Genomic DNA, 23,601 nt, shown 5'->3' with positions numbered 1-23,601 from the left:
GTTTTAAGCCATGTCTGTATGTAACACCTGCGGATTGGCGTGAAAAAACACGCGCTCAACCACCGGGCCGATCGCCACTTCACCGATCTCCACATACCCCTGACGTTTGTAGAAATCCTGATAATGCGGGTTGCCCGTATCGAGCACCACGCCTTCGGAATGCTCGTCCTCGGCGCACCAGTTGTGCACGGCCTCAAGCAACTGTTCGCCATAGTGCAAGCCTTGAAGTTCAGGATGGATGCCCAGCAGTGGCAACATGTGTACCGCGTCGCCGGGCACGCAGGCCAGGACCGCCTGATGATAGTCAAGATAGCGCCGCGTGCAGCGCAACCCCGTGCTCAGCAACATGCGCAACTGCCACGCCCAGCTTTCCGTAATGCCCAGCCGCCGTTGTGGCGGGGCAATCAGGGCAATGCCCACCAGCCGGTCATTGACCAGCAATCCCAGCGCGGGCAGATCCTGCAGGAAATGCTGCTTTACCAACTCGCGAACCGTGGTCCGAACCCGTTGCTCATAGCCCCGGCGCTGCGCCTCAAACAAGTAGCGAAACGTCGGTTCATGCCTGTATGCCTGATAAAGCAGAGAACGCGCTTCCCTGGAATAGCCGCTGTCGAGCATTTGAATCTGGCTGGCGGCGTTCGACGTTTGCGTCATGACGGTCAATCTCCCTGGCGGATGGCGGCACTTCTAGTGAGTACGAGCCCCCGAGGACCACAACAGTTCAATCGTGGCCACGTGCTTCCTACGTTAGCAGCGCATTTGCCGCACTGCACGCAGGCCGCTAACATCGCAGTTTTGCTCAGGACTGCCCGCCCATGAAAATCGTTTCTTTCAACATCAACGGTCTGCGCGCCCGGCCGCATCAGCTGGCAGCGCTGATTGAAAAACACCAACCCGACGTGATCGGCCTGCAAGAAACAAAAGTCCATGACGATCAGTTCCCCCTGGCCGATATCGAAGCACTGGGCTATCACGTGCACTTTCATGGGCAGAAAGGCCATTACGGGGTCGCCCTGCTCTCGCGCCAGGCACCGCTTGAATTGCACAAAGGCTTCGCCGGCGATGAAGAAGATGCCCAGCGGCGCTTTATCTGGGGCACGTTCGCTGACGAAAACGGCCAGCCGGTAACCATCATGAATGGTTATTTCCCACAGGGAGAAAACCGCGATCACCCGACCAAATTCCCTGCCAAGCAACGCTTTTACAGCGACCTGCAACAACTGCTCGAGAGCCAGTTCAGCAACGAGCAGCCATTGATCGTGATGGGCGACATCAATATTTCCCCGCAAGACTGTGACATCGGCATCGGCCCGGACAACGCCAAGCGCTGGCTGAAAACCGGCAAGTGCAGTTTTTTGCCCGAAGAGCGCGAGTGGATGGAACGCCTCAAGGGCTGGGGGCTGGTGGACAGCTTTCGCTACCTGTACCCGGATGTGACTGATCGCTTCAGCTGGTTCGACTATCGCAGCCGTGGTTTCGAAGACGAGCCCAAGCGCGGCCTGCGCATCGACGTCATCCTGGCCTCCCGGGGGCTGGTGCCCCGGATCAAGGCTGCAGGTGTCGACTACGACCTGCGCGCCATGGAAAAGCCTTCGGACCATGCGCCGATCTGGCTGGAATTGAGCTGAACGGGTGCAGCAGCAAGCTCGCCCCTGCAGGGTTATGTGATGAAAATTACAGAACCTGCGGGAGCGGGCCCTGGACCTGTGTCATCGGGCTGAAACACATCTGACTTAAATTGCTGGCATTTCCCTGGGGAAGGTGCCCGTCGATGCTGCGCTTAATGTTGCTATGCCTGTTATGGGCGATAGCCAGTCCGGCCCATGCCGCCGATTTGCGAATTCAGGGTTCAAACACCATTGGTGCCAATCTCGGACCGGCACTGGTGACGGCCATGCTGATACAACAAGGTCTGCACGACGTCCACAACGTCCCTGCATCCCCTCCCAACGAGCACAGCATTGTCGGCACCAATGCGCTGGGGCAACAGGTACGGGTGGATGTAGCAGCCCACGGCTCCGGCACCGGTTTCACTGCATTAAAGGCAGGGCAAGCGGATTTAGTGGCCTCCTCGCGCCCGATCAAGGATCGGGAACTGGTGGAACTCGAAGCCCTTGGCGACCTGAAAAGCCCCGACGCCGAGCAAGTCATCGCCATCGACGGACTGGCCATTATCCTTCACCCGGGCAACCCGATTTCTCAATTGAATACCGAGCAACTGGCACAGATATTCAGCGGTCAGATCAGCACATGGGACGCTCTGGGCGGTATCCCGGGCCCGATTCATTTATATGCCCGAGATAACCAGTCCGGCACTTGGGAGACCTTTAAAGAGTTGGTGCTGAGCCGTACCGAACATCCGTTAAGCAAGACGGCGCAGCGCTTCGAGTCCAGCGAGCAGCTGTCAGATGTCTTCAGCCATGATCCCCAAGGCATAGGTTTTATCGGTCTGCCTTACATCCGTGGCGCCAAAACCCTGGCCATCGTGGACGGGTCGTCCCAACCGATGCTGCCGCTCAACAGTTTGATTGCCAGCGAAGATTACCCGCTGTCGCGACGCCTGTTCTTTTACCTGCCACCGACCAGCAGCAACCCCTGGGCCCGAGCACTGATTAGCTTCACCCAAAGTGCCCAGGGCCAGGCCATCGTTGCGCAAAACGGTTTTGTCGCCCAAAGGGTCCAGGCCAGCAGCGTGCTTCCCGGCGCGCATATGCCCCGGGACTACCAGACGTTGACCACACAGGCGCAGCGTTTGTCAGTCAATTTCCGTTTTGAGGAAGGCAGTGCATCACTGGACAACAAGGCACGTCAGGACTTGCTGCGGGTGGTCGACTATTTAAAGGCCAATGGCAAGTTGGACCGGCAGGTGACACTGGTGGGTTTTGGCGATGCCAAAGACGACCCCGAACGCGCGCAACTGCTGTCCAAACTCAGAGCCATGGCGGTACGCCGCGAGCTGGTTAAAAGCGCTGTAGTGCTGCGTGAGATCCGGGGTTACGGCGCGCAGATGCCAGTGGCGGCCAATACCGAAGATGAAGGCCGCCTGAAGAATCGCCGGGTTGAAGTGTGGGTTCATTGAACCGGCAGCTGGCTTGCCAGCGATGGCATACCAGCTCCCGCAATAGACAAGCCTCAGGGCTGCAGGGCAGCGTACTTGTCCAGTTCAAACTTGCCCACCGCAGCCCGGTGTACTTCATCCGGCCCGTCGGCCAGACGCAGGGTGCGTTGCATCGCGTACATGTAGGCCAGCGGGAAGTCTGCCGAAACCCCGGCGCCACCATGGAGCTGAATGGCCCGGTCAATCACCTTCAGTGCGACGTTGGGGGCAATGACCTTGATCTGCGCTATCTCGCTTTTCGCAACTTTATTGCCCGCCACGTCCATCATGTAGGCCGCCTTCAGAGTCAGCAGCCGGGCCATATCAATCTCCATGCGCGAGTCGGCAATCTTGTCGATATTGCCCCCCAGCCGCGCCAGCGGTTTGCCAAAGGCCGTGCGCGCCAGCGAGCGCTTGCACATCAGCTCCAGTGCCCGCTCGGCCATACCAATTGAGCGCATGCAGTGGTGAATACGCCCCGGGCCAAGGCGGCCCTGGGCAATCTCAAAACCGCGTCCTTCGCCCAGCAAGACGTTTTCGTACGGCACCCTTACATTATCGAACAACACTTCGGCATGACCGTGGGGTGCATCGTCGTAGCCGAACACCGGCAATGGCCGTACGATTTTCACCCCCGGCGTGTCGACGGGCACCAGGATCATCGAGTGTTGTTGATGGCGCGGGTTCCCGGGATTGCTCAGCCCCATGAAAATCAAGATTTTGCAACGCGGGTCACAGGCTCCCGAGGTCCACCATTTGCGGCCATTGATCAGCCACTCATCGCCGTCCCTTACAGCACGGGCCTCCATATTGGTGGCATCGGACGAAGCCACCTCGGGCTCGGTCATGGCAAACGCCGAACGGATCTCGCCACGCAGCAGCGGTTCAAGCCATTGCTGCTTTTGCTGCGCACTGGCGTAGCGCACCAATACTTCCATGTTGCCGGTATCCGGCGCCGAGCAGTTGAAGGGCTCCGGACCGAGCATCGAACGGCCCATGATTTCAGCCAGCGGTGCGTACTCCAGATTCGTCAGCCCGGCGCCCAGGTCCGATTCAGGCAAAAACAGGTTCCACAGCCCTTCAGCCCTGGCCTTGCGTTTCAACTCTTCCATCACAGCCGTTGGCTGCCAGCGATCACCTTCAGCCACTTGCCGGTCGAAAATCGCTTCCGCCGGATACACATGAGCGTCCATAAACGCTGTCACGCGCTCGCGCAGGGCCTGAACTTTCGGGGAATAAGCGAAATCCATGGGTGGCTACCTTTTACCGGGAATAACGAAATGTGATGCCCGATCCTAGAACAGCCACCTACCATTTACCCTGCCTATTTACCGCGTGTATTACCATTCATAAGCAATATATGATTCGCCGCAGTCAACAACTGAACAAGAGCCCCGGGCCATGAATCTGAACAAGGTCGATCTCAATCTGTTTATCGTCTTCGACGCTATCTACACCGAAGCCAATCTGACTCGCGCCGGGCAAATCATCGGTATCACCCAGCCGGCGGTATCCAATGCCCTTGCACGTCTGCGCGAGAGTTTTAACGACCCGCTGTTCGTGCGCACGGCCCAGGGCATGGTGCCGACCCCCATGGCCCAGAACATCATCAGCCCGGTGCGCAGTGCCCTGGCCCTGTTACGTGTGTCCGTCCAGGAAAGTCGTATTTTCAATCCGCTACAAGCCAGTAAAACGTTCCGGATCAGCATGACCGACCTGACCGAGGCGGTGATTTTGCCCCCGCTGTTTCAGCGCTTGCGGCGTCAGGCACCGGCAGTAGTGATCGAAAGTTTTCTTTCCCATCGACGTGAAACCACCAGTGACCTGGCTGCCGGGCGCCTGGATTTTGCCGTGGATGCGCCGCTCAACACCGACCCGCAGGTACGTCACGTCAAATTAATGGAAGACCGCTATGTCTGTGCCATGCGCCAGGGCCATCCATTAGCCAGCAAGCCCGTGATCAACCTGGATGAATATCTGGCACTGACCCATATCCATATCTCGACCCGCCGCAACGGCCTGGGGGAAGTCGACCTGGCGCTGGGCAAAATGGGCCTGCAGCGCAAGATCACCCTGCGCTCGCAGCACTACCTGATGGCCTCCAATGTGTTGCAACAAACCGACATGGTAATGACCGTACCCGAGCGTTTTGCCCGGCGTCATGCCCTGCACTTTGTCAAATTGCCGCTCAACGAACTGCCCAACGTCGAAACCCATTTGTACTGGCATGAAAGTACCGAGCAAGACCCGGCCAATCGCTGGATGCGTGAGCAACTGATTGAAGTGTGCCGGGAACAAGTCATCCGCGAAAATGAAGCCGGGGCCGCCAGCTTGCTTGACGTAAACGTCAAGCAGCCATTAGCTTAAGGGCATGAATTCTCAAGAGCCCGCCCATGAGCAGCCAGACGTACAGTATTTCCGACCTTGCCCGCGAGCTCGACATCACCACCCGGGCCATCCGCTTTTACGAAGAACAGGGCCTGCTCGCCCCCGAGCGACGCGGCCAGGAACGGGTGTACTCCGCCCGGGACAAAGTCAGCCTGAAATTGATTTTGCGCGGCAAGCGCATCGGCTTTTCACTGGCCGAATGCCGCGAGCTGATCGAGCTTTACGACCCCAGCAGCGGCAATCAAAAACAATTGAACAGCATGCTGGGCAAAATCGCCGAGCGCCGTGAGCAACTGGAACAGCAATTGCTGGACATTCAACAGATGCAGCTTGAACTCGATACGGCTGAAGAGCGTTGCATCCAGGCCCTCGAACAAACCATAAAAAACCTGCCGGCCTCCTGAGGCCCAAGCTCCCCCAGGGCGCATACAAAAATACGGTGAATCCCATGACACTCCCTACCCATGTGCGTCTGATTGAAGTCGGCCCGCGCGACGGCCTGCAAAATGAAGCCCGCCCCATAAGCGTGGCGGACAAGGTGCAACTGGTTGACGCCCTGACGGATGCCGGGCTTGGCTATATAGAGGCCGGTAGTTTTGTCTCGCCCAAGTGGGTGCCGCAAATGGCCGGGTCTGCCGAAGTCTTTGCCCATATCCGGCGCAAGCCCGGTGTGGTCTATGGCGCTCTGGCGCCCAACATGCGCGGGTTTGAAGACGCCATGGCAGCGGGTGTGAAGGAGGTTGCGGTATTTGCCGCTGCGTCCGAGGCGTTCTCCCAACGCAATATCAACTGTTCGGTCAGCGAAAGCCTGGCCCGCTTTGTCCCCATCATCGAGGCCGCCCGGCAACATGGCATCAGTGTGCGCGGCTACGTGTCCTGCGTGCTCGGCTGCCCCTATGAAGGCGACATCGCACCGCAACAGGTCGCAGCGGTGGCACAAGAGCTGTATGCCATGGGCTGTTACGAGGTTTCACTGGGTGACACCATCGGTACCGGCACTCCGACGGCGACACGGACAATGATTGAGGCGGTAAGCGCTCATGTCCCGCGGGAAAAACTCGCCGGGCATTTCCATGACACCTATGGCCAGGCGCTGGTCAATATCTACGCCAGCCTGCAAGAGGGCATCGCGGTGTTTGACAGCTCGATCGCCGGGCTGGGCGGCTGCCCGTATGCCAAGGGCGCCAGCGGCAACGTGGCCACCGAAGACGTGTTGTACATGCTCAACGGCATGGGCATCGAGACCGGGGTCGACCTGGACAAACTGCTGCTGGCCGGCGAACACATTTGCAAGGTACTGGACCGTGTTACCGGCTCCCGGGTAGCAAGGGCGCGCCAAGGGGCATAAGTGTGGCTGAGTGTTACCTCGTCATCCCCCAAACGAGTAACACGGAAACAAACCGGCCTGCTCCGCGGCCGGTTTTTTATTGCCTGTAATCTCAACCCATTGATTTATAAGGATTTTAAAAAGTTGGCACGGCTCCTGCTATCTCTATGGCATAACAAGAATAAAAATCGCAGCAACATAATAAAAACAATACGAAACGACTCTGACATAACAAAAACAACACGACAGAGACGCAGCTAACAGATTTTTTTGGAGAAGGTTTACTTTTCCGAGGAGCCAAAAGCCACCTCGCAACCGGGCAGAGAATAATAAAACTACCTTCAGGTAGCACCCGCACAGGTTGGATCACAGGTTTGATAGCCGGTGATGAAAGTGGATCAGCGCTCAAAAAAATACGTTTGCTCTTGATCCTGCATGGGGATCGCACAAAACAGCAACAAAGGGCCACGGTTCCAAAAACAACAATAGACCGCCCCTCAATAATAAAAAAAGAGCACGCAACGACATATTAAAGGGGAGCCTCGGCTCCCCTTTGTGTTGTCTGTAATCCCCGTTTTTCTGCAGGAGCGAGCTTGCTTCGCGATGGGGAGGTTGGCGCAACCGTTGCAGTCACGCCGTATTGATCCTGTCGCGAGGCAAGCTCGCTCCCGCAGGGATTTGAGCAAGCCTTAAGGTGTGCCGATTTCCTGAATGCTGATTTCACGCATTTTGAATTTCTGAATCTTGCCGGTCACCGTCATCGGAAACACATCCACAAACTTGAAGTAACGCGGCGTCTTGAAGTGCGCGATGCGCGACTTGCACCAGGTTTGCAGTTCCAGCTCGTTGGCTGTGTGACCCGGATGAAACTTGATCCAGGCGACGATCTCTTCGCCGTACCTGGCATCGGGAATGCCCACCACCTGTACATCTGCCACCGCAGGGTGAGTGAAAAAGAACTCTTCCAGCTCCCGCGGGTAAATGTTTTCACCCCCGCGAATAATCATGTCCTTGTTGCGCCCGACGATGCGCACATAGCCCTGCTCATCCATCTGCGCCAGATCACCGGTATGCATCCAGCCTTCGCTGTCGATTGCCTCGCGGGTGGCCTGCGGGTTGTTCCAGTAGCCCAGCATCACGCTATAGCCCCGGGTACACAACTCACCGATCGCGCCCCGGACCACAACATTGCCCTCGGCATCGATCAGCTTGTTCTCCAGTTGCGGCTGAGTTCGTCCTACGGTGGTAACGCGCAATTCGAGATCATCCGCAGGCGCGGTCTGTATCGATACCGGACTGGTTTCTGTCATGCCATAGGCGATCTGTACTTCCCCCATGTGCATCTCGCTGATGACCCGGCGCATCACCTCTATCGGGCAAGTGGCTCCGGCCATGATCCCGGTGCGCAGGCTCGACAGGTCAAATTCAGCGCGCTGCGGGTGGTCGAGCATGGCGATGAACATGGTGGGTACACCGTACAGGGCCGTTGCCCGCTCCTGGGCAACGGCTTGCAGGGTCAGGCCAGGGTCAAAGGCTTCACCGGGATAGATCATGGTGGTGCCATGGGTCACGCACCCCAGGTTGCCCATCACCATGCCGAAACAATGATAGAGCGGCACCGGAATCACCAGCCGGTCACTGGATGTCAGGCCCAAGCTTTCGCCAACCATATAGCCATTGTTGAGGATGTTGTGATGGCTGAGGGTGGCACCTTTAGGAAACCCCGTGGTGCCCGAGGTGTACTGAATGTTCACCGCTTGACCGGGCTGCACACTGGCCTGACGCCTGTCGAGTTGTTCGGCATTGACCCCGGCGGCCAGCGTGCTCAGTTGCGACCAGGGTAAAAAGCCTGCAGGTGGCTGTGCATCGAGACTGATGACTCCGCGCAACGCGGTAAAGCTTTCATTCTCCAACTGCCCTGCCGCCGAATCGGCCAGCGCTGGAATCAGCTCCTGGAGCATGGCGTGATAGTTGGAGGTTTTGAACGAGCCGGCACAGACCAGCCACTGACATGCTGACTGTTGAAGGACATATTCCAGTTCAGACAGCCGGTAGGCAGGGTTGATGTTGACCAGAATCACGCCGATTTTGGCGCTGGCGAACTGGCACAGGAACCATTCAACACAGTTCGGCGCCCATACTCCCAGCCGGTCTCCGGGCCGCAAGCCCAATGCCAGCAACCCTCTGGCATGCAGGTCAACGGCTGCTGCCAGCTGAGCCCAGGTGAACCGCTGCTGTTGATGGCAGACCACCAGCGCGTCGTTGCCGGCATAACGGGCGGCCGTTTGATCGAACGCCTGACCGATGGTCATCGCCAGCAACGCTTTGTCCTGCGGACCCTGGCTGTAACTGGGGACAGATGGTGACTTCATGAAAACTCCTCTTGTGATTGTTTTGGGAGCATGAGTACGCCGCCTGCAGGCGGCATCTCGATTGAAGAGCAAGAATGACTCTGCCTCAAGTTGACGTTAACGTAAAGGTCATTGACAGCTATCTACGCCAGGCTTACGTTAACGTAAAGCTTACCCATGGCGACGCAGCAAACGCCTCCCTATAAGAACAACGTACAAGGTGCCCCATGAGCTATCCGACTTTGAACTTCGCCCTTGGCGAAACCATCGACATGTTGCGCGATCAGGTGCAGGCCTTCGTTGCAGCAGAGCTGGCGCCACGGGCGGCGCAGATCGACAAGGACAACCTGTTCCCGGCGGATATGTGGCGCAAGTTCGGTGACATGGGCCTGCTGGGCATCACTGTTGCAGAAGAGTACGGCGGTACCGGGCTGAGCTATCTGGCCCACGTGGTGGCAATGGAAGAAATCAGCCGCGGCTCAGCCTCGGTCGCCCTCTCCTATGGCGCCCACTCCAACCTCTGCGTCAACCAGATCAACCGCAACGGCAGCCACGCACAGAAACTCAAGTACCTGCCCAAACTGATCAGCGGCGAACACGTCGGAGCCCTGGCCATGAGTGAGCCGAACGCCGGCTCCGATGTGGTTTCGATGAAGCTGCGTGCCGACAAGCGTGGCGACCACTTTGTACTGAACGGCAGTAAAACCTGGATCACCAACGGCCCGGATGCCGATACCTACGTGATCTACGCCAAAACCGATATCGAAAAAAATGCCCATGGCATCAGTGCGTTCATCGTCGAACGCGACTGGAAAGGCTTCAGCCGCAGCAAGCATTTCGACAAGCTCGGCATGCGCGGTTCGAACACTGGCGAACTGTTTTTCGATGATGTGCAAGTCCCGCAGGAAAACCTGCTGGGCCCTCTGAACGCCGGGGTGAAAGTCCTGATGAGCGGCCTGGACTACGAACGTGTGGTGCTCTCGGGTGGCCCCACCGGGATCATGCAAGCCTGCATGGATCTGGTGGTGCCTTATATCCACGACCGCAAACAGTTTGGCCAGAGCATCGGCGAGTTTCAGTTGATTCAGGGCAAAGTCGCCGACATGTATACCCAGCTCAATGCCAGCCGCGCTTATCTGTATGCGGTGGCGGCCGCCTGCGAACGTGGCGAAACCACGCGCAAGGATGCAGCCGGGGTGATTTTGTACAGCGCTGAACGTGCCACCCAAATGGCCCTCGACGCGATCCAGATTCTGGGCGGCAACGGTTATATCAATGAATTCCCAGCCGGACGCCTGTTGCGCGACGCCAAGCTGTATGAAATCGGCGCGGGCACCAGCGAGATCCGTCGCATGCTGATTGGCCGCGAACTGTTTAACGAAACTCGCTAAGGAGCGCGCATGTCCATTCTGCACACGACAATCAACCCGCGTTCGGCCGAATTCCTGACCAATCGTGACGCCATGCTCAAACAGGTTGAGGCCCTGCACACCCTGCTCAACCAGGTACAGCAAGGTGGCGGCGCCAAGGCCCAGGAGCGCCATACCTCCCGTGGCAAACTCCTGCCCCGAGAGCGCATTGATCGCTTGCTGGACAGCGGCTCTGCGTTTCTCGAACTCAGTCAACTGGCCGCTTACGGTGTATACGGCGAAGACGTCCCGGCGGCCGGAATAATCGCCGGTATCGGTCGTGTTGAAGGCGTGGAATGCATGATTGTGGCCAACGACGCCACGGTCAAAGGGGGCTCATACTACCCGCTAACGGTAAAAAAACACTTACGGGCGCAGACCATTGCCGAGCAAAACCGCCTGCCGTGCATCTATCTGGTGGACTCTGGCGGCGCCAACCTGCCGCGTCAGGATGAAGTGTTCCCGGACCGTGAACACTTCGGCCGGATCTTCTTCAATCAGGCCAATATGAGCGCGGCCGGCATCCCGCAAATCGCAGTGGTGATGGGCTCCTGCACCGCGGGTGGCGCGTATGTACCGGCCATGGCTGACGAAGCAATCATGGTGCGCCAGCAGGCGACGATTTTCCTGGCCGGCCCGCCGCTGGTGAAAGCCGCCACCGGCGAAGTGGTCAGTGCCGAGGACCTGGGCGGTGCCGATGTGCACTGCAAAATTTCAGGAGTGGCCGACCATTACGCCGAAAGTGATGAGCACGCCCTGGCCCTCGCGCGTCGCAGCGTAGCCAACCTCAATTGGCGCAAGCATGGCCAGTTGCAACAGCGGCTAGCGCAGGCACCGCTGTACAGCTGCGAAGAGCTGTATGGCATCGTGCCTGCCGACGCCAAGCAGCCCTTTGACGTACGCGAAGTGATCGCGCGTCTGGTGGACGACTCGGTATTCGATGAGTTCAAGGCCCTGTTCGGCACCACCCTGGTGTGCGGCTTTGCCCATTTACACGGTTACCCGGTGGCGATTCTGGCCAACAACGGCATCCTGTTTGCCGAAGCGGCACAAAAAGGCGCGCACTTTATTGAGCTGGCATGCCAGCGCGGTATTCCGTTGATTTTTCTGCAAAACATCACCGGCTTTATGGTCGGGCAAAAATACGAAGCCGGTGGCATCGCCAAACACGGCGCCAAACTGGTGACTGCAGTCGCCTGCGCCAAGGTCCCCAAATTTACAGTGATCATCGGCGGCAGCTTTGGCGCCGGTAACTACGGCATGTGTGGCCGGGCCTATGACCCGCGCTTTCTGTGGATGTGGCCAAACGCCCGGATCGGCGTAATGGGCGCCGAACAGGCCGCCGGGGTACTGGTACAAGTCAAGCGCGAGCAGGCCGAACGCAACGGCCTGGTATTTTCCAGCCAGGAAGAAGCCGCAATCAAACAACCGATCCTTGACCAGTACGAGCATCAGGGCCACCCCTACTACTCCAGTGCCCGCTTGTGGGATGACGGCGTAATCGACCCGGCGCAAACCCGTGATGTATTGGCGCTGGGCTTGTCGGCGGCGTTGAACGCTCCGATCGAAGCCACGCGCTTTGGTGTGTTTCGCATGTAACCCGCCCGGTGCCTGCAACGCTGGCGAGCCAGCGCCCACATCCATTTAAGGACTGACGGACATGATCGATTTCAACACCCTGGAACTGCACAACGACCCCCGGGGCTTTGCCACCCTGTGGTTGAGTCGCGAGCAAAAGAACAATGCTTTCAATGCCGAGATGATCCGCGAACTGATCCTCGCCCTGGACACCGTGCAAGGCGATCCGGCCCTGCGCTTTCTGGTGCTGCGCGGACGGGGCAAGCATTTCAGTGCCGGCGCCGACCTTGCCTGGATGCAACAGTCAGCCGAGCTCGATTATCACACCAACCTCGATGACGCCCGGCACCTGGCTGAACTGATGTACAACCTGGCCAAGCTGAAAATCCCGACCATAGCGGTGGTGCAAGGCGCAGCCTACGGCGGTGCCCTGGGCCTGATCAGTGCTTGCGACATGGCCATCGGCAGCGAGGATGCGCAGTTCTGTCTGTCCGAAGTCCGAATCGGCCTGGCGCCGGCCGTGATCAGTCCGTTCGTGGTACAGGCCATCGGCGAGCGCGCTGCACGCCGTTATGCCCTGACTGCGGAACGCTTCAGCGGTGAGCGTGCCCGTGAACTGGGGCTGCTCTCTGAGTGTTATCCCGGCGCCGAGCTTGAACGGCAAGTCGCCCTCTGGACCGACAACTTGCTGCTCAATAGCCCGCAGGCCATGCGTTCGTGCAAGGATCTGCTGCGCGAAGTCAGCCATGGAGCCACCACTACGGCCATTCGCCGCTACTGCGAAAACTCCATTGCCCGAATCCGGGTCAGCCCCGAAGGCCAGGAAGGCTTGCGCGCCTTTCTGCAAAAACGTGCGCCAAGCTGGCAGACCGACACCTCGTCCCGGGAGCCACGCCCATGAGCGCGCTTCAGATTACGTCTGTACTGGTGGCCAACCGGGGCGAAATTGCCTGCCGCGTGATGCGCACGGCCAAGTCTTTGGGCCTGACCACCGTAGCTGTCCACAGCGCCACCGACCGTGACGCACGGCACTGCCGCGAAGCTGATATCTGCGTCGATCTTGGGGGCAGCAAGGCCGCCGACAGCTACCTGAAAATCGACAAGATCATTGCTGCGGCTAAAGCCAGCGGGGCACAGGCGATTCATCCGGGTTATGGATTCTTGTCCGAAAACGCCGGTTTCGCACGCGCCATCGAGGACGCCGGACTGATCTTTCTCGGCCCCCCGGCTGCGGCGATTGATGCCATGGGCAGTAAATCGGCAGCCAAGGCGTTGATGGAAATTGCCGGGGTGCCGCTGGTGCCGGGCTACCACGGTGAAGCGCAGGATCTGGAAACCTTCCGCGCCGCAGCTGAGCACATCGGTTATCCGGTGTTGCTCAAGGCCACGGCCGGTGGCGGCGGCAAAGGCATGAAAGTAGTCGAGGACGTCAGCGAACTGGCCGAAGCCCTGGCCTCGGCACAACGTGAAGCGCTGTCCTCGTTTGGCGATGCGCGCATGCTGGTGGAAAAGTATGTACTCAAGCCACGTCACGTGGAGATCCAGATTTTTGCCGACCGCCTCGGTAACTGCCTGTACCTCAATGAGCGCGACTGCTCGATTCAGCGCCGTCATCAAAAGGTGGTTGAAGAAGCGCCGGCCCCGGGCCTCAGTATTGAACAACGCCGAGCCATGGGCGAGTCCGCGGTACGGGCGGCGCAGGCCATCGGTTATGTCGGCGCCGGCACCGTGGAGTTTTTGCTGAATGCACGGGGCGAGTTCTTCTTCATGGAGATGAACACCCGCCTGCAAGTGGAGCATCCGGTAACCGAAGCCATCACCGGACTGGATCTGGTGGCCTGGCAAATCCGCGTGGCCCGCGGTGAGGCGCTCCCCATCAGTCAGTCTGAAGTGCCTTTGCGCGGCCATGCGATTGAAGTACGCCTGTATGCCGAAGACCCGGGCAATGATTTTCTGCCGCAAACAGGACGTCTCGAGGTGTACCGCGAATCTGCCGCCGGGCCGGGGCTCCGGGTCGACAGCGGGGTCAGTGAAGGGGACGAAATTTCACCGTTCTACGATCCGATGCTGGGCAAGTTGATTGCATGGGGCGAAGACCGCGAACAGGCGCGCCTGCGGCTGCTCGCAATGCTTGATGAGTTCGCCATTGGCGGTTTGAAAACCAACCTGGCTTTTTTACGCCGCATCATCGCTCATCCGGCCTTCGCTACAGCCGAACTGGATACGGGCTTCATCCCCCGTTACCAGGAGCAATTACTGCCAGCCACCCTGCCTTTGCCTGCAGCATTTTGGTCCGCCGCGGGTGAAGCATTTCATCAGAGCCAGACATCCCAGGTGCGCGAAGATGACCCAGCCTCGCCCTGGGCCATCCGCAACGGCTTTCGCAACGGCCTGCCCCCGCAGACCCTGCTGGCCTTGAGTTGCAACGGCGAGCAGCAGGTCGTCAACCTCCACACGCCGTCAGCGGTGTTGCGCGACGAGCAATTGCTGATTGAACAGAACGGTGTGCGTCGCCAGCATCTGGCAATTCGCCGCGCAGAGACGCTCTACCTGCGCTGGGACGGCGAGTTGCATAGCGTCAGGGTCTATGACCCGATCGCCGCGGCAGGTGCCAGTCATGCCCAGACAGGTGGTTTGAGCGCCCCCATGAACGGCAGCATTGTGCGCATCCTGGTTGAAACCGGACAGACTGTCGAAGCCGGTACCCAATTGGTGGTGCTGGAGGCCATGAAAATGGAGCACAGCCTGCGGGCGCCCCACGACGGTGTGGTAACAGCGCTGTTTTGTCAGGAAGGCGAAATGGTCAGCGAAGGTACGGTGCTGGTTGAACTGACATAGAAGCAACAGCCAAAAAAGGCGGCCCTTTTTCAGGGGGCCGCCTTTTTTGGTTTCTAGAACTTGGCAGTGGCCTGTACTACCACTCCGATAACCCGGCAATGCTCATCAAACACTGTCTTGGGATAGGTCGGGTTCAGCGGCTTGAGATAGCGCTGGCCGCTCTCTTCAATCAACTGCCGGAAGGTGGCCTCTTCAGTGCCCGGAATGCGTGCGATCACCATTTTTCCCGGTTCGGGATCAATATCGGGATCCACCAGAATCATCATCCCTTGTGCAACGCTGATTCCTATCGGAGCGGTCATGGCATCGCCCCGCACTTGCAACCAGAACGCAGCACCTTTGGCGTAATGATCGCTGACCTCGAACACCTCGCCGGGTTGGTAGCCGGCCTCTCGGGCCTGCTCGTTGACCTGCCCCGCCGTCACCCAATTACTGACCGGATAACGAAAAGCAGAAGTGATGTCGTAGGAGCATTCGTTAGCAGCAGACTCATCCGCTGCAGCGCTGCGCTCGCGGATGACCAGGGCAATTTCCAGATGCTCCAGCCCCAGGGCGTGCAGCACTTTGTTCATTGTCGGCAAGTCGGGTTGACGGCGTTTATTGAGCCAATGACCGACACCGCCCTGGGAAGCCCCGACGCGTTCGGCTAGTTTTTCCTGCGTGAGCTTGAGCTCGCGCAATTTGGTTCTGACTAAAGCGATCCATTTATCCATCAGCCGAACAATACGGATTGAACTCGAGGCAACAATACACATTCTGTATTATTTATACCAATAATATAAATACCTTATGTACTAATCTGCTAATGGCTGATTCGATTAATCTTAGAGCGCAGGTAAATCATGACTCCCATAACAAAAATAACCCCGGAAACCGAGATTGAAATCGAGCTCGAAACCTTCAAGGACAGTGCCGCAACCCAGCGTGCACTCGACTATTATTTGAAACCGGCTGTTTCTCAGCACTATTTCGAGAAAAAACTGTTCATCGTACGCAGCGATCTGAGCCAGGAAGAAGCGCTGGTCAATGCATCAGATTTTCTGCGCTGTGCAATCGCTACCGCCCAGGGCGCAGCTGAAAGCCAGCAAGGCTCTCATCGCGACCTGTTCCTGAGCGTGGCGCACTGCGTCGAATCGGCCAAGATGCTGTTGGACAAAGCACTGGACGTGCAACAAGTCTCAGCGCGCTGAGAGACCAAAAGCCCCTGGCCAGTCCAGCTGGACCGGCTGGAATTTCGGTATGCCAGAGGCGCGACTCACAATGGAGGCACCGGCCCCATGAGCCAACGCCGCTCAATCAAGGGATCAGGCGTGTAGCCTCTGCTTTGCCGCGCAGTAAGATCTGACGCAATGGCTGACGTACTTGTTAAGGCGCCCCCCTGCAGTACACCCAGGACACATCAATAATTGCGCGCCCATTGATTACCTGGTCCGGCGCATGCAGCCCATCGCACCGCCACAACCCTTCGGTATGCCTGCTCACGGTGATGAGCGATGACATCGACAGGGCGATCACTGGTTGTACAAGCTTCAGGTTCAGCAGGCACAGCCACGTATCGCATTGGGCCAGGTCAAACCATCACGGTGTTGCTGCTGGGGTAAAAAAATTTCTGGCCCTAAAGGCCTGAGATAGAGGGGTCTAGCGGGGAATGAGCGGGGAAACCAGGACAAAGCAAGGAAAACAGCTTGACCTGCAAATAAGAATGATTATTATTGCACTTAGCTGGTCGCGAGATCAGTCGATAATTCAAGGAACCTTAGGTCGGTTTTTTGAATTAGCTCCTCATCAGGCTAATCACGGTTATTTGACCCGGCTTCTGGCCGGGTCTTTTTTTTTGCGGCCAGTTATCTGGCTCTGCGTGCTTCAGGCTAATGAAGTCTGGTGTGCGGCCGGTTTTTTTCGGTGACCGCTACGATGCGGGCGATGATAGCAAAAGAACATCGACCAACGGAAGCCTGAAGTCCCGAAACAACGGCCGTTACGGCAAGTTAGCACTTGAGAATCACTCGCAAATACACTATCGTGGCGCTGCGTCAAGGATGACGCCCCCCCTCCCTTCTCCCCGCTTCCCGTTCTCCAAAATTCCGTATTGGCCCGGCGCCGTTGCGATGTAAAGTAACGCCCACAATTATCAGATTCCGGGACTTTGACGATGACCGTGGCGCCCTCTTCCGTTCGCATCAGCAGTGACTTTGACAGCGGCAACATCCAGGTGCTGGATGCCAGTGACCCGCTGCACCTCAAGCTTGCGATCAAGCCCGATACCCGCAGCCCGCACTTTCAATGGTTCCACTTCAAGGCCGAAGGCCTGATACCCGGCCAGACCCACCATTTTCAGTTGAGCAACGCCAGCCAGTCCTCTTACAACAAAGCATGGGATGGCTACCAGGCCGTGGCGTCCTATGATCACGAAACCTGGTTCCGCGTTCCCACCGAGTTCGACGGCAAAGCCTTGAATTTCAGCGTGCAGGCCGAGCACCCAGTCATCTGGTTTGCTTACTTCGAACCCTACAGCCGCGAGCGTCATGATCTGTTGATCAAGAATGCACTCCAGTGGTCGGGCTGCGAACTGCTGGCAGTCGGTAAAAGTGTTGAAGGTCGCGACATCCAGCTCTTGCGCAAGGGCAATGGCGCCAGCCACAAACGCAAGATATGGATCATTGCCCAGCAGCACCCCGGTGAGCATATGGCCGAGTGGTTCATGCAGGGAGTCCTTGAGCGCCTGGAACAGGGCAGCGACCCGCAGCTGCGCAAGCTACTGGACTACGCCGACCTGTACCTGATCCCCAATATGAATCCGGACGGCGCGTTCCACGGCCATTTGCGGACCAACGCCAACGGCCAGGACCTGAACCGGGCCTGGCAAAACACCGACCCGAACGTAAGCCCTGAGGTGTTCTTCGCTCTGGAGCAAATGACCCGATACGGGGTGGACCTGTTTCTGGATATTCACGGGGACGAAGAAATCCCTTATGTGTTCACTGCAGGCTGCGAGGGCAACCCGGGGTACACCGAGCGCCTGGCGACCCTGGAAGAGCGTTTCCGCACTCATCTGAGTAACCTGACCCCTGACTTCCAGACGACCCACGGCTACACCCGGGACGAACCCGGCCTTGCCAATATGACCCTGGCCTGCAACAGCGTCGGCCAGCGCTTTGACTGCCTGTCGCTGACCCTTGAGATGCCGTTCAAGGACAACAACGATGCACCGCAGCCACAAACCGGCTGGGACGGTAAACGCTCCATGCAACTGGGCAAGAGTGTGCTCAGCACCTTGTCGGACATGGTTCGCGAGTTGCGCTAAACCCGGAGTAAGCGGCGGCCAGAGATCTTCCCCCCTGGCCGCCATATCAATAGATTCTCACGAGTACTCAAAGCTCCTTTATGGATACCCTCGCTAAATTGCGCGCCGGCCAACTGGCGGGCTGCAAACGCCTTGATCTGTCCTGTGGACTGACCGAGTTCCCGGCCGAGATTTTTCAGCTGGCGGACTCACTGGAAATTCTCAATCTGAGCGGTAACGCCCTGAGCAGCCTGCCCGAGGATTTACATCGCCTGACTCATTTGCGGATTCTGTTTTGCTCGGACAACAGGTTCACCGAACTGCCCGATTGCCTGGGGCAGTGCGCGCAGTTGAGCATGGTTGGCTTCAAAGCCAACCGCATCACCTCAGTGCCCGGCACTTCGCTGCCGCCCCTGCTGCGCTGGTTGATACTGACCGACAACAGCATCGAGCACATACCCGAAGAACTGGGTCAGCGACCGTTACTGCAAAAATTGATGCTGGCAGGTAACCGCCTGCAACAACTGCCCACCAGCCTGGTTAACTGCAAGCGCCTGGAGTTGATCCGCCTGGCGGCCAACCAATTGCACGAAGTGCCCGACTGGCTGCTGACATTGCCGGGGCTGAGCTGGCTGGCCTATGCCGGTAATCCGCTGCACGAAGACGCCAGCGCGCAGCTTACAGCCGACAACACGCCGGACATTCACTGGTCACAGCTCGAGCTTGAACAAAAGCTGGGCGAAGGCGCGTCGGGCATCATCTCCAGAGCCCTTTGGAGCGCACCCGGCCAGGCAAGCAGATCCGTTGCCGTCAAACTCTACAAAGGCAGCATCACCAGCGACGGCTCACCGCTCAATGAAATGAACGCCTGCATTGCCGCCGGCCAGCATCCGAACCTGATCAAAGTCCTGGGCCGTGTCGCGGGTCACCCTGACAACACCGCGGGGCTGGTCATGGAATTGATCGATCCGTCCTTCGCCAATCTCGCCGCCCTGCCAAGCTTCGATACCTGCAGCCGTGACGTCTATCAAACACACACCCGCTTCAGCGCCGACTGCGCGCTACGCATTGCCCGCGGCGTGGCCTCGGCAGCCGGTCATCTGCACGCGCAGGGCATCTGTCATGGTGATCTGTACGGGCACAACATCATGTTCAATGCCCAGGGCGATTGCCTGCTCGGCGACTTTGGCGCAGCGTGCTTTCACGCCATTGACGACAGCCCGCACACCCGCGCCTTGCAGCGCATTGAAGTGCGTGCATTCGGGATTTTACTGGGGGAATTGCTGGAGCGGATCGACACGGGGTTGAGCGATCAACAGCAAGAACGGCTGCACGACCTGCAGCAGCGCTGCATACAACCCGATGTACTGGCACGCCCGGGTTTTGCCGAAATCACCCGGGCATTGGGCTAAAAGCCTGATGCAGTAGTCGCTGGCGCAGGCTGCGACAAGGAGCGCAGGGCTGCTGCCACAGGCAGCCTGTGGCAGCGACCGGGGTTATGCCAACGCCACAAACATCTCTTGTACGTCGTCCTGCTCTTCCAGCTTGGCCAGAAACTCTTGAACTTCAGCCATTTGCTCATCGGTCAAAGCGCTGACCGGGTTTTTCGGCTGATAGCCCAGCTTGGCCGACAATACGGTGAAGCCTTGCTCCGGCAGGGCTTTTTGCACGGCATCGAGGTCCGTCGGCTCGGTGATGAACAGCGTAGTGCCTTCTTCTTCACCTTCCTCAAAGTCCTGGGCGCCAGCTTCAATCGCGGCCATCTCAGGATCTGCATCCGGGGCGTCCGGCTTGGCTTCGATCATGCCGACATGGTTGAAGTCCCACGCTACCGAACCCGAAGCGCCCAATTGACCCTTGCGGAATGCCACGCGGATTTCAGCCACGGTACGGTTAATGTTGTCAGTCAGGCACTCGATGATCAGTGGTACCTGATGCGGAGCAAAACCTTCGTACGTGACGCGGTGATATTGCACCGCCTCAGTACCGATACCGGCGCCTTTGTTGATCGCGCGCTTGATGGTGTCCGCCGGCATCGACGCCTTTTTGGCCTGTTCATATACCAAACGCAGATGCGAATTCATGTCCGGGTCTGCGCCATTACGGGCAGCGACCGTCAGCTCCTTGGCCAGCTTGCCAAAAATCTTGCCGCGGCTGTTGGCGGCGTCCGCTTTGTGTTTAACCTTCCACTGTGCGCCCATTACTCACTCTCTCAATCTGGTGTGTCGCGGCGGGTTGGCCGTCGAATGGGCGCAAGTTTATACGGCAAGAAGTCCTCAATCGACCAAAAAATCCAATCGATCGGTCCTCAACCTTTGTCAGCCTTGCCCGCAGCGGCGGCAAATTTGGCCAGACGTACGTCCAGATGCCTTGGCCGGCGCCCGTGGTCCTCCGCCCGTTCCTTGCGTCGAATGGCGTTGCGCACCATCAACGAGCCCAGGTAGCGGATAGGTTCAGGCGGAAAATACCCCAGCGGACCATTGACCAGCGGCGAACGTGTCCAGTCGTTGGCCTGCCCCTGCACCAGCGAGGCCAGAATCTGCCCGCCCATGTGACAGGGCCCCACTCCGCTCCCTGAGTAGCCGAAACCATAAAACACATTGCCATGGCCGCTCATCTGGCCGAAGAACGGCAAGCCGGTCACTGAGCGGTCCGAGGGACCGTTCCAGGTGGCCTCGATACCCACCCCGGCAAATGCTGGAAAAAACTGCTGCAAACTTTTCTGCAACGACCCGGCGTAGGGCGAAGGCTGATCAAACACCGGCAGCATGCGCCCGCCATAGGCAAAGGTATTGCCGCCCTTGCCGAGCATGATCCGGCCGTCCGGAGTGTTGTGGTAGTAGTGCACAAAAATTCGCGAATCGAGCACTGTCACGCCGCTGGTCAGGCCGATCTCTTGCAGTAAGTCCGGGCGCGGCTCGGTGATCAGCATGTCGCTGGAGACAATCGCCACACTGCGGGAAAACTGCGGGAATGCCCTGGCCATCCAGGCGTTCATCGCCAGCACCACGCGCTCGGCGCGAATGCTGCCGGTCGGGGTCCGGATCAGGGCCGTGGCACCTTCTTCCAGACCGACCATAGGGGTGTTTTCATGGATCCGTACCCCCAGCTGCAAAGCCACCCGGCGCAAACCGCGCACCAGTTTGCCCGGCTGTACACTGGCGGCGGCCGGAGAGAACCAGCCCTCCGCATGTTGAGCCGAACCCGCACGGCGCTGCACTTCGTCCACCGCCAGCTTGCTGAACGAGTTGATGGCCTGACGCTCCAGCGCTGCAATCACCCCGTCCGTCGAGCCGACCTGGGCCTGATTGGTCGCGGTGTACAGCGTGCCGTCCAGCCGGTAATCGGCATCTACCCCGTACTTTTCGCAGAACGCGCCAATGGCATAAATGCTTTGCTCGGAGGCCTTCACCAGGCGCACCGCCTCCTCTACCCCGAACAGACGCTCCAGGGTGAAATACTTGGCCGACCACGACAATGCGCAGCCGCCATTGCGCCCGCTGGCCCCTGCCCCGCAGATATCGGCCTCTATCAGCAGCACATCCAGCTGCGGGTTCTGCTCCTTGAGCATGATGGCCGTCCACAGCCCGGTATAACCGCCGCCCACAATGCAGACCTGGGCACGGGCCTCACCCGTCAATGCTTCACAAGGCTCGACATGTTCCAGGGCAAGCGCCTGCTCCAGCCAAAAAGGTCGCATGGATAGTTCTCCCACTCAGGTACGAAAAGGTTTGATCAACAACGGATGATTGGGCACGAAGGCACATTCGCGTTTGTACCCGTCAGGACGACTGTTCCAGTGCGGGATCAGTACCAGCGCGCTAAAGAGTGCGCAGACGGCAAAGACGATAAACACTGTGACCGTGTCGAAATAGCCCGGCAGCAGACCACCCAGCACCGCCCCGACCGAGCCGCAGCCGTTTACAAACCCCGCCGCCGTAGCACCGGCTTTGGCCGTACCAAAATCAATCGCCGCGGCGCCACAGATCATCGAATCCGGGCCGTACAGGGTCAGCCCCATCACAAACAGCAGGGCGACCACCAGCAGCACACTGCCGGACTGCAAGGCCCCCATAAAGAAAGCCAGGGAAACGGTTAGCGCCAGCAGGCTCAGAATGCAGGCGGGCATGCGCCGGGCACCGAAGATTTTGTCCGACGCCAGCCCAATCATGATCGGCCCCAGCAAACCGGCCAGCTCAAACGCCGTAGGAATAATCGCAGCGCCAACCTTGCCCACTTGTGGCATCTGTTCGAAGACAATTACCGGCCCCCACAACAGAATCGCGTAACGCGCCGGCTTGAGCATGAAGTACGCAAGCCCCAGGGTCAGCACCGTTCGATTGCGCATGATTTCGCGTAGTGGCGCCCAGATACTGAGGCGTTTTTCCGCAGCTTCTTCCTCGGCCGTCATCTGCGGCTCGGGTTCGACGGCTGGCAAACCGACATCTTCAGGCTTGTTGCGCTGAAAGATGAAAAACAGTACCGCGACCACCGCCACTACCGCCGCACTGGAAATAAATGCCGCGTGCCAGGTGCCCATCAGGGTGTATGCCCACCAACCGGCAAACGGCGAAGCCACCAGCCCGCCAAAGGCGTAACTCGAACTCCACAACCCCAGCACCCGACCACGCTGTTCTGCCGGAAAGAAGCTGCCAATGTTTTTGCACAACGCCGACCAGCCCGTGGATTGCGCCAGGCCCTGAATCAGCATGCATGTGGCGAAGATGGGCAAGGTGGCAAAAGTGCCCATCATCAGGGCAGCCAGGGCCGAGATGATCAGCCCGCCCATGACCACCACCCGCGGCCCATAGCGATCGGCGAGGATGCCCCAGGTAAATTGCCCGATGGCGTAAGCCGCAAGATAGACCGCATCGAGGTTGGCCATCGCCATCTTGTCCAGATGGAAGGTCGGATCTTCACCAATTCCCAGCTTTGCTACGGAAAATGCTTTGCGCGTGAAGTAAAAGGCCGCGTAGGCCAGCCAGGTGATGGCAAAAACCTGCATCCGCCAACGCTTGATGGTGCCAATGGACTTGTTCATGTCGGGTCTGACCTCTGATGTGGATGTGCCGGCAGAATCAGAAAAGATCGCCTGTTTTTTTATTGTGTTGAGCACTTCAATGCCGCTGTTCAGACCAGGGCGGCATCAATCAGACAAACCATGACGGTCCTGTTTTTATTGGATTTCAGGATCGCTCAGGGGCATGTCACAACCCGGCGCTATCGAGGACATAACGCCGGGCCGGAATCGATCAAAGCAATTACTGACTAATAGGTAAAATCGATTTATCGTATTTCACTAATAAGCTCAGCTTGTAAGAGGTTGTCCG

At 58.4% G+C, this 23,601-nt stretch carries 20 protein-coding genes; 13 read left to right on the top strand and 7 right to left on the bottom strand.

All coding sequences use genetic code 11. The features are described from left to right. Window positions 1-3: 3 nt before the first annotated feature. A complete protein-coding gene (locus EQV90_RS13050) occupies window positions 4-654 on the bottom strand; it encodes a GNAT family N-acetyltransferase (RefSeq protein WP_240878187.1) in 651 nt (216 codons plus the stop codon). Between the two features lie 161 nt (window positions 655-815). Between EQV90_RS13050 and xthA the strand changes: the two genes are divergently transcribed. Further along, window positions 816-1,628: an exodeoxyribonuclease III gene (gene xthA / locus EQV90_RS13045; RefSeq protein WP_003441423.1), complete on the top strand. Its 813-nt coding sequence runs from the start codon at window positions 816-818 to the stop codon at window positions 1,626-1,628. Window positions 1,629-1,771: 143 nt separating this feature from the next. Beyond that, a complete protein-coding gene (locus tag EQV90_RS13040) occupies window positions 1,772-3,079 on the top strand; it encodes a phosphate ABC transporter substrate-binding/OmpA family protein (protein ID WP_240878186.1) in 1,308 nt (435 codons plus the stop codon). 53 nt (window positions 3,080-3,132) lie between these two features. On the opposite strand, the gene EQV90_RS13035 is transcribed toward EQV90_RS13040, so the two are convergent. Next, on the bottom strand, window positions 3,133-4,347 hold the full coding sequence (locus EQV90_RS13035; protein ID WP_003441421.1) for an acyl-CoA dehydrogenase: 1,215 nt from the start codon (window positions 4,345-4,347) through the stop codon (window positions 3,133-3,135). Between the two features lie 151 nt (window positions 4,348-4,498). Here EQV90_RS13035 and EQV90_RS13030 point away from each other — a divergent pair, with 151 nt between their 5' ends. Genes EQV90_RS13030 through EQV90_RS13020 form a run of 3 tightly spaced genes read left to right on the top strand, consistent with a single transcriptional unit; the run spans window position 4,499 to window position 6,833 of the window. Then, window positions 4,499-5,464, top strand: coding sequence for a LysR family transcriptional regulator (locus EQV90_RS13030; RefSeq protein ID WP_003441420.1), 966 nt, complete (start codon window positions 4,499-4,501; stop codon window positions 5,462-5,464). A 26-nt stretch (window positions 5,465-5,490) separates the two neighbouring features. Next, the gene (locus tag EQV90_RS13025) at window positions 5,491-5,889 is read left to right on the top strand and encodes a MerR family DNA-binding transcriptional regulator (RefSeq protein WP_003441419.1); all 399 of its coding nucleotides are present in this window, start codon (window positions 5,491-5,493) and stop codon (window positions 5,887-5,889) included. A 44-nt stretch (window positions 5,890-5,933) separates the two neighbouring features. Next, window positions 5,934-6,833, top strand: a complete 900-nt coding sequence (locus tag EQV90_RS13020; RefSeq protein ID WP_003441418.1) for a hydroxymethylglutaryl-CoA lyase — start codon at window positions 5,934-5,936, stop codon at window positions 6,831-6,833. Window positions 6,834-7,501: 668 nt separating this feature from the next. Here the strand turns inward: EQV90_RS13020 and EQV90_RS13015 are convergent. Beyond that, entirely contained in the window at window positions 7,502-9,184 is a 1,683-nt protein-coding gene (locus tag EQV90_RS13015; protein ID WP_160628219.1) for an AMP-binding protein, read from the bottom strand. A gap of 206 nt (window positions 9,185-9,390) precedes the next feature. Between EQV90_RS13015 and EQV90_RS13010 the strand changes: the two genes are divergently transcribed. The 4 genes from EQV90_RS13010 to EQV90_RS12995 all read left to right on the top strand — a co-directional run bounded on the left by EQV90_RS13010 (window position 9,391) and on the right by EQV90_RS12995 (window position 14,988). After that, complete coding sequence (locus EQV90_RS13010) at window positions 9,391-10,554, top strand: isovaleryl-CoA dehydrogenase (RefSeq protein WP_003441416.1); 1,164 nt, start codon at window positions 9,391-9,393, stop codon at window positions 10,552-10,554. A 9-nt stretch (window positions 10,555-10,563) separates the two neighbouring features. Further along, a complete protein-coding gene (locus tag EQV90_RS13005; protein WP_240878185.1) occupies window positions 10,564-12,171 on the top strand; it encodes a carboxyl transferase domain-containing protein in 1,608 nt (535 codons plus the stop codon). A 61-nt stretch (window positions 12,172-12,232) separates the two neighbouring features. After that, window positions 12,233-13,051 carry a gamma-carboxygeranoyl-CoA hydratase gene (locus EQV90_RS13000; RefSeq protein ID WP_003441413.1) on the top strand — a complete coding sequence of 273 codons (819 nt, stop codon included), beginning with the start codon at window positions 12,233-12,235 and terminating at the stop codon, window positions 13,049-13,051. Continuing rightward, window positions 13,048-14,988, top strand: coding sequence for an acetyl/propionyl/methylcrotonyl-CoA carboxylase subunit alpha (locus EQV90_RS12995; RefSeq protein WP_240878184.1), 1,941 nt, complete (start codon window positions 13,048-13,050; stop codon window positions 14,986-14,988). Before EQV90_RS13000 ends, EQV90_RS12995 begins: the two co-directional genes overlap by 4 nt. Before the next feature lie 53 nt (window positions 14,989-15,041). Here the strand turns inward: EQV90_RS12995 and EQV90_RS12990 are convergent, their stop codons facing one another. Next, window positions 15,042-15,701, bottom strand: a complete 660-nt coding sequence (locus tag EQV90_RS12990) for a S24 family peptidase (RefSeq protein WP_010655820.1) — start codon at window positions 15,699-15,701, stop codon at window positions 15,042-15,044. Window positions 15,702-15,830: 129 nt separating this feature from the next. On the opposite strand from EQV90_RS12990, the gene EQV90_RS12985 reads away from it, so the two are divergent. The 3 genes from EQV90_RS12985 (at window position 15,831) to EQV90_RS12975 (ending at window position 19,683) form a co-directional block, all read left to right on the top strand. Next, window positions 15,831-16,178, top strand: a complete 348-nt coding sequence (locus EQV90_RS12985) for a DUF3077 domain-containing protein (RefSeq protein ID WP_003441410.1) — start codon at window positions 15,831-15,833, stop codon at window positions 16,176-16,178. A 962-nt stretch (window positions 16,179-17,140) separates the two neighbouring features. Beyond that, window positions 17,141-18,292, top strand: a complete 1,152-nt coding sequence (locus tag EQV90_RS12980; protein ID WP_240878182.1) for a M14-type cytosolic carboxypeptidase — start codon at window positions 17,141-17,143, stop codon at window positions 18,290-18,292. Between the two features lie 80 nt (window positions 18,293-18,372). Continuing rightward, complete coding sequence (locus EQV90_RS12975; RefSeq protein WP_240878181.1) at window positions 18,373-19,683, top strand: leucine-rich repeat-containing protein kinase family protein; 1,311 nt, start codon at window positions 18,373-18,375, stop codon at window positions 19,681-19,683. Window positions 19,684-19,767: 84 nt separating this feature from the next. Here EQV90_RS12975 and EQV90_RS12970 read toward each other — a convergent pair whose 3' ends face one another. From EQV90_RS12970 to EQV90_RS12960, 3 genes are all read right to left on the bottom strand, one after another. Next, window positions 19,768-20,472, bottom strand: coding sequence for a YebC/PmpR family DNA-binding transcriptional regulator (locus tag EQV90_RS12970; RefSeq protein WP_003441407.1), 705 nt, complete (start codon window positions 20,470-20,472; stop codon window positions 19,768-19,770). A 107-nt stretch (window positions 20,473-20,579) separates the two neighbouring features. Beyond that, a complete protein-coding gene (locus EQV90_RS12965; RefSeq protein ID WP_010655824.1) occupies window positions 20,580-21,971 on the bottom strand; it encodes an FAD-dependent oxidoreductase in 1,392 nt (463 codons plus the stop codon). A 15-nt stretch (window positions 21,972-21,986) separates the two neighbouring features. Further along, window positions 21,987-23,312 carry an MFS transporter gene (locus EQV90_RS12960; RefSeq protein ID WP_003441405.1) on the bottom strand — a complete coding sequence of 442 codons (1,326 nt, stop codon included), beginning with the start codon at window positions 23,310-23,312 and terminating at the stop codon, window positions 21,987-21,989. Between EQV90_RS12960 and EQV90_RS21705 the strand changes: the two genes are divergently transcribed. Further along, entirely contained in the window at window positions 23,311-23,436 is a 126-nt protein-coding gene (locus tag EQV90_RS21705) for a hypothetical protein (RefSeq protein WP_255401988.1), read from the top strand. The two genes, EQV90_RS12960 and EQV90_RS21705, sit on opposite strands and share 2 nt — an antisense overlap. Window positions 23,437-23,601 lie beyond the last annotated feature (165 nt).

The sequence above is a fragment of the Pseudomonas sp. TMW22089 genome, from assembly GCF_022496645.1.
Lineage (GTDB): Bacteria > Pseudomonadota > Gammaproteobacteria > Pseudomonadales > Pseudomonadaceae > Aquipseudomonas > Aquipseudomonas paraversuta.
Note: the sequence above shows the minus strand (reverse complement) of the source record. Positions and strands in the feature narration are given on the sequence as shown.

Coding starts and splice junctions, on each gene's coding strand:
- EQV90_RS21705 (WP_255401988.1), top strand. CDS start 23,311: ATGTCGGGTCTGACCTCTGATGTGGATGTGCCGGCAGAATCAGAAAAG.
- EQV90_RS12985 (WP_003441410.1), top strand. CDS start 15,831: ATGACTCCCATAACAAAAATAACCCCGGAAACCGAGATTGAAATCGAG.
- EQV90_RS12980 (WP_240878182.1), top strand. CDS start 17,141: ATGACCGTGGCGCCCTCTTCCGTTCGCATCAGCAGTGACTTTGACAGC.
- EQV90_RS12960 (WP_003441405.1), bottom strand. CDS start 23,312: ATGAACAAGTCCATTGGCACCATCAAGCGTTGGCGGATGCAGGTTTTT.
- EQV90_RS12970 (WP_003441407.1), bottom strand. CDS start 20,472: ATGGGCGCACAGTGGAAGGTTAAACACAAAGCGGACGCCGCCAACAGC.
- EQV90_RS13035 (WP_003441421.1), bottom strand. CDS start 4,347: ATGGATTTCGCTTATTCCCCGAAAGTTCAGGCCCTGCGCGAGCGCGTG.
- EQV90_RS13025 (WP_003441419.1), top strand. CDS start 5,491: ATGAGCAGCCAGACGTACAGTATTTCCGACCTTGCCCGCGAGCTCGAC.
- EQV90_RS12975 (WP_240878181.1), top strand. CDS start 18,373: ATGGATACCCTCGCTAAATTGCGCGCCGGCCAACTGGCGGGCTGCAAA.
- EQV90_RS13040 (WP_240878186.1), top strand. CDS start 1,772: ATGCTGCGCTTAATGTTGCTATGCCTGTTATGGGCGATAGCCAGTCCG.
- EQV90_RS12965 (WP_010655824.1), bottom strand. CDS start 21,971: ATGCGACCTTTTTGGCTGGAGCAGGCGCTTGCCCTGGAACATGTCGAG.
- EQV90_RS13005 (WP_240878185.1), top strand. CDS start 10,564: ATGTCCATTCTGCACACGACAATCAACCCGCGTTCGGCCGAATTCCTG.
- EQV90_RS12995 (WP_240878184.1), top strand. CDS start 13,048: ATGAGCGCGCTTCAGATTACGTCTGTACTGGTGGCCAACCGGGGCGAA.
- EQV90_RS13015 (WP_160628219.1), bottom strand. CDS start 9,184: ATGAAGTCACCATCTGTCCCCAGTTACAGCCAGGGTCCGCAGGACAAA.
- EQV90_RS13020 (WP_003441418.1), top strand. CDS start 5,934: ATGACACTCCCTACCCATGTGCGTCTGATTGAAGTCGGCCCGCGCGAC.
- xthA (WP_003441423.1), top strand. CDS start 816: ATGAAAATCGTTTCTTTCAACATCAACGGTCTGCGCGCCCGGCCGCAT.
- EQV90_RS13000 (WP_003441413.1), top strand. CDS start 12,233: ATGATCGATTTCAACACCCTGGAACTGCACAACGACCCCCGGGGCTTT.
- EQV90_RS13030 (WP_003441420.1), top strand. CDS start 4,499: ATGAATCTGAACAAGGTCGATCTCAATCTGTTTATCGTCTTCGACGCT.
- EQV90_RS13010 (WP_003441416.1), top strand. CDS start 9,391: ATGAGCTATCCGACTTTGAACTTCGCCCTTGGCGAAACCATCGACATG.
- EQV90_RS12990 (WP_010655820.1), bottom strand. CDS start 15,701: ATGGATAAATGGATCGCTTTAGTCAGAACCAAATTGCGCGAGCTCAAG.
- EQV90_RS13050 (WP_240878187.1), bottom strand. CDS start 654: ATGACGCAAACGTCGAACGCCGCCAGCCAGATTCAAATGCTCGACAGC.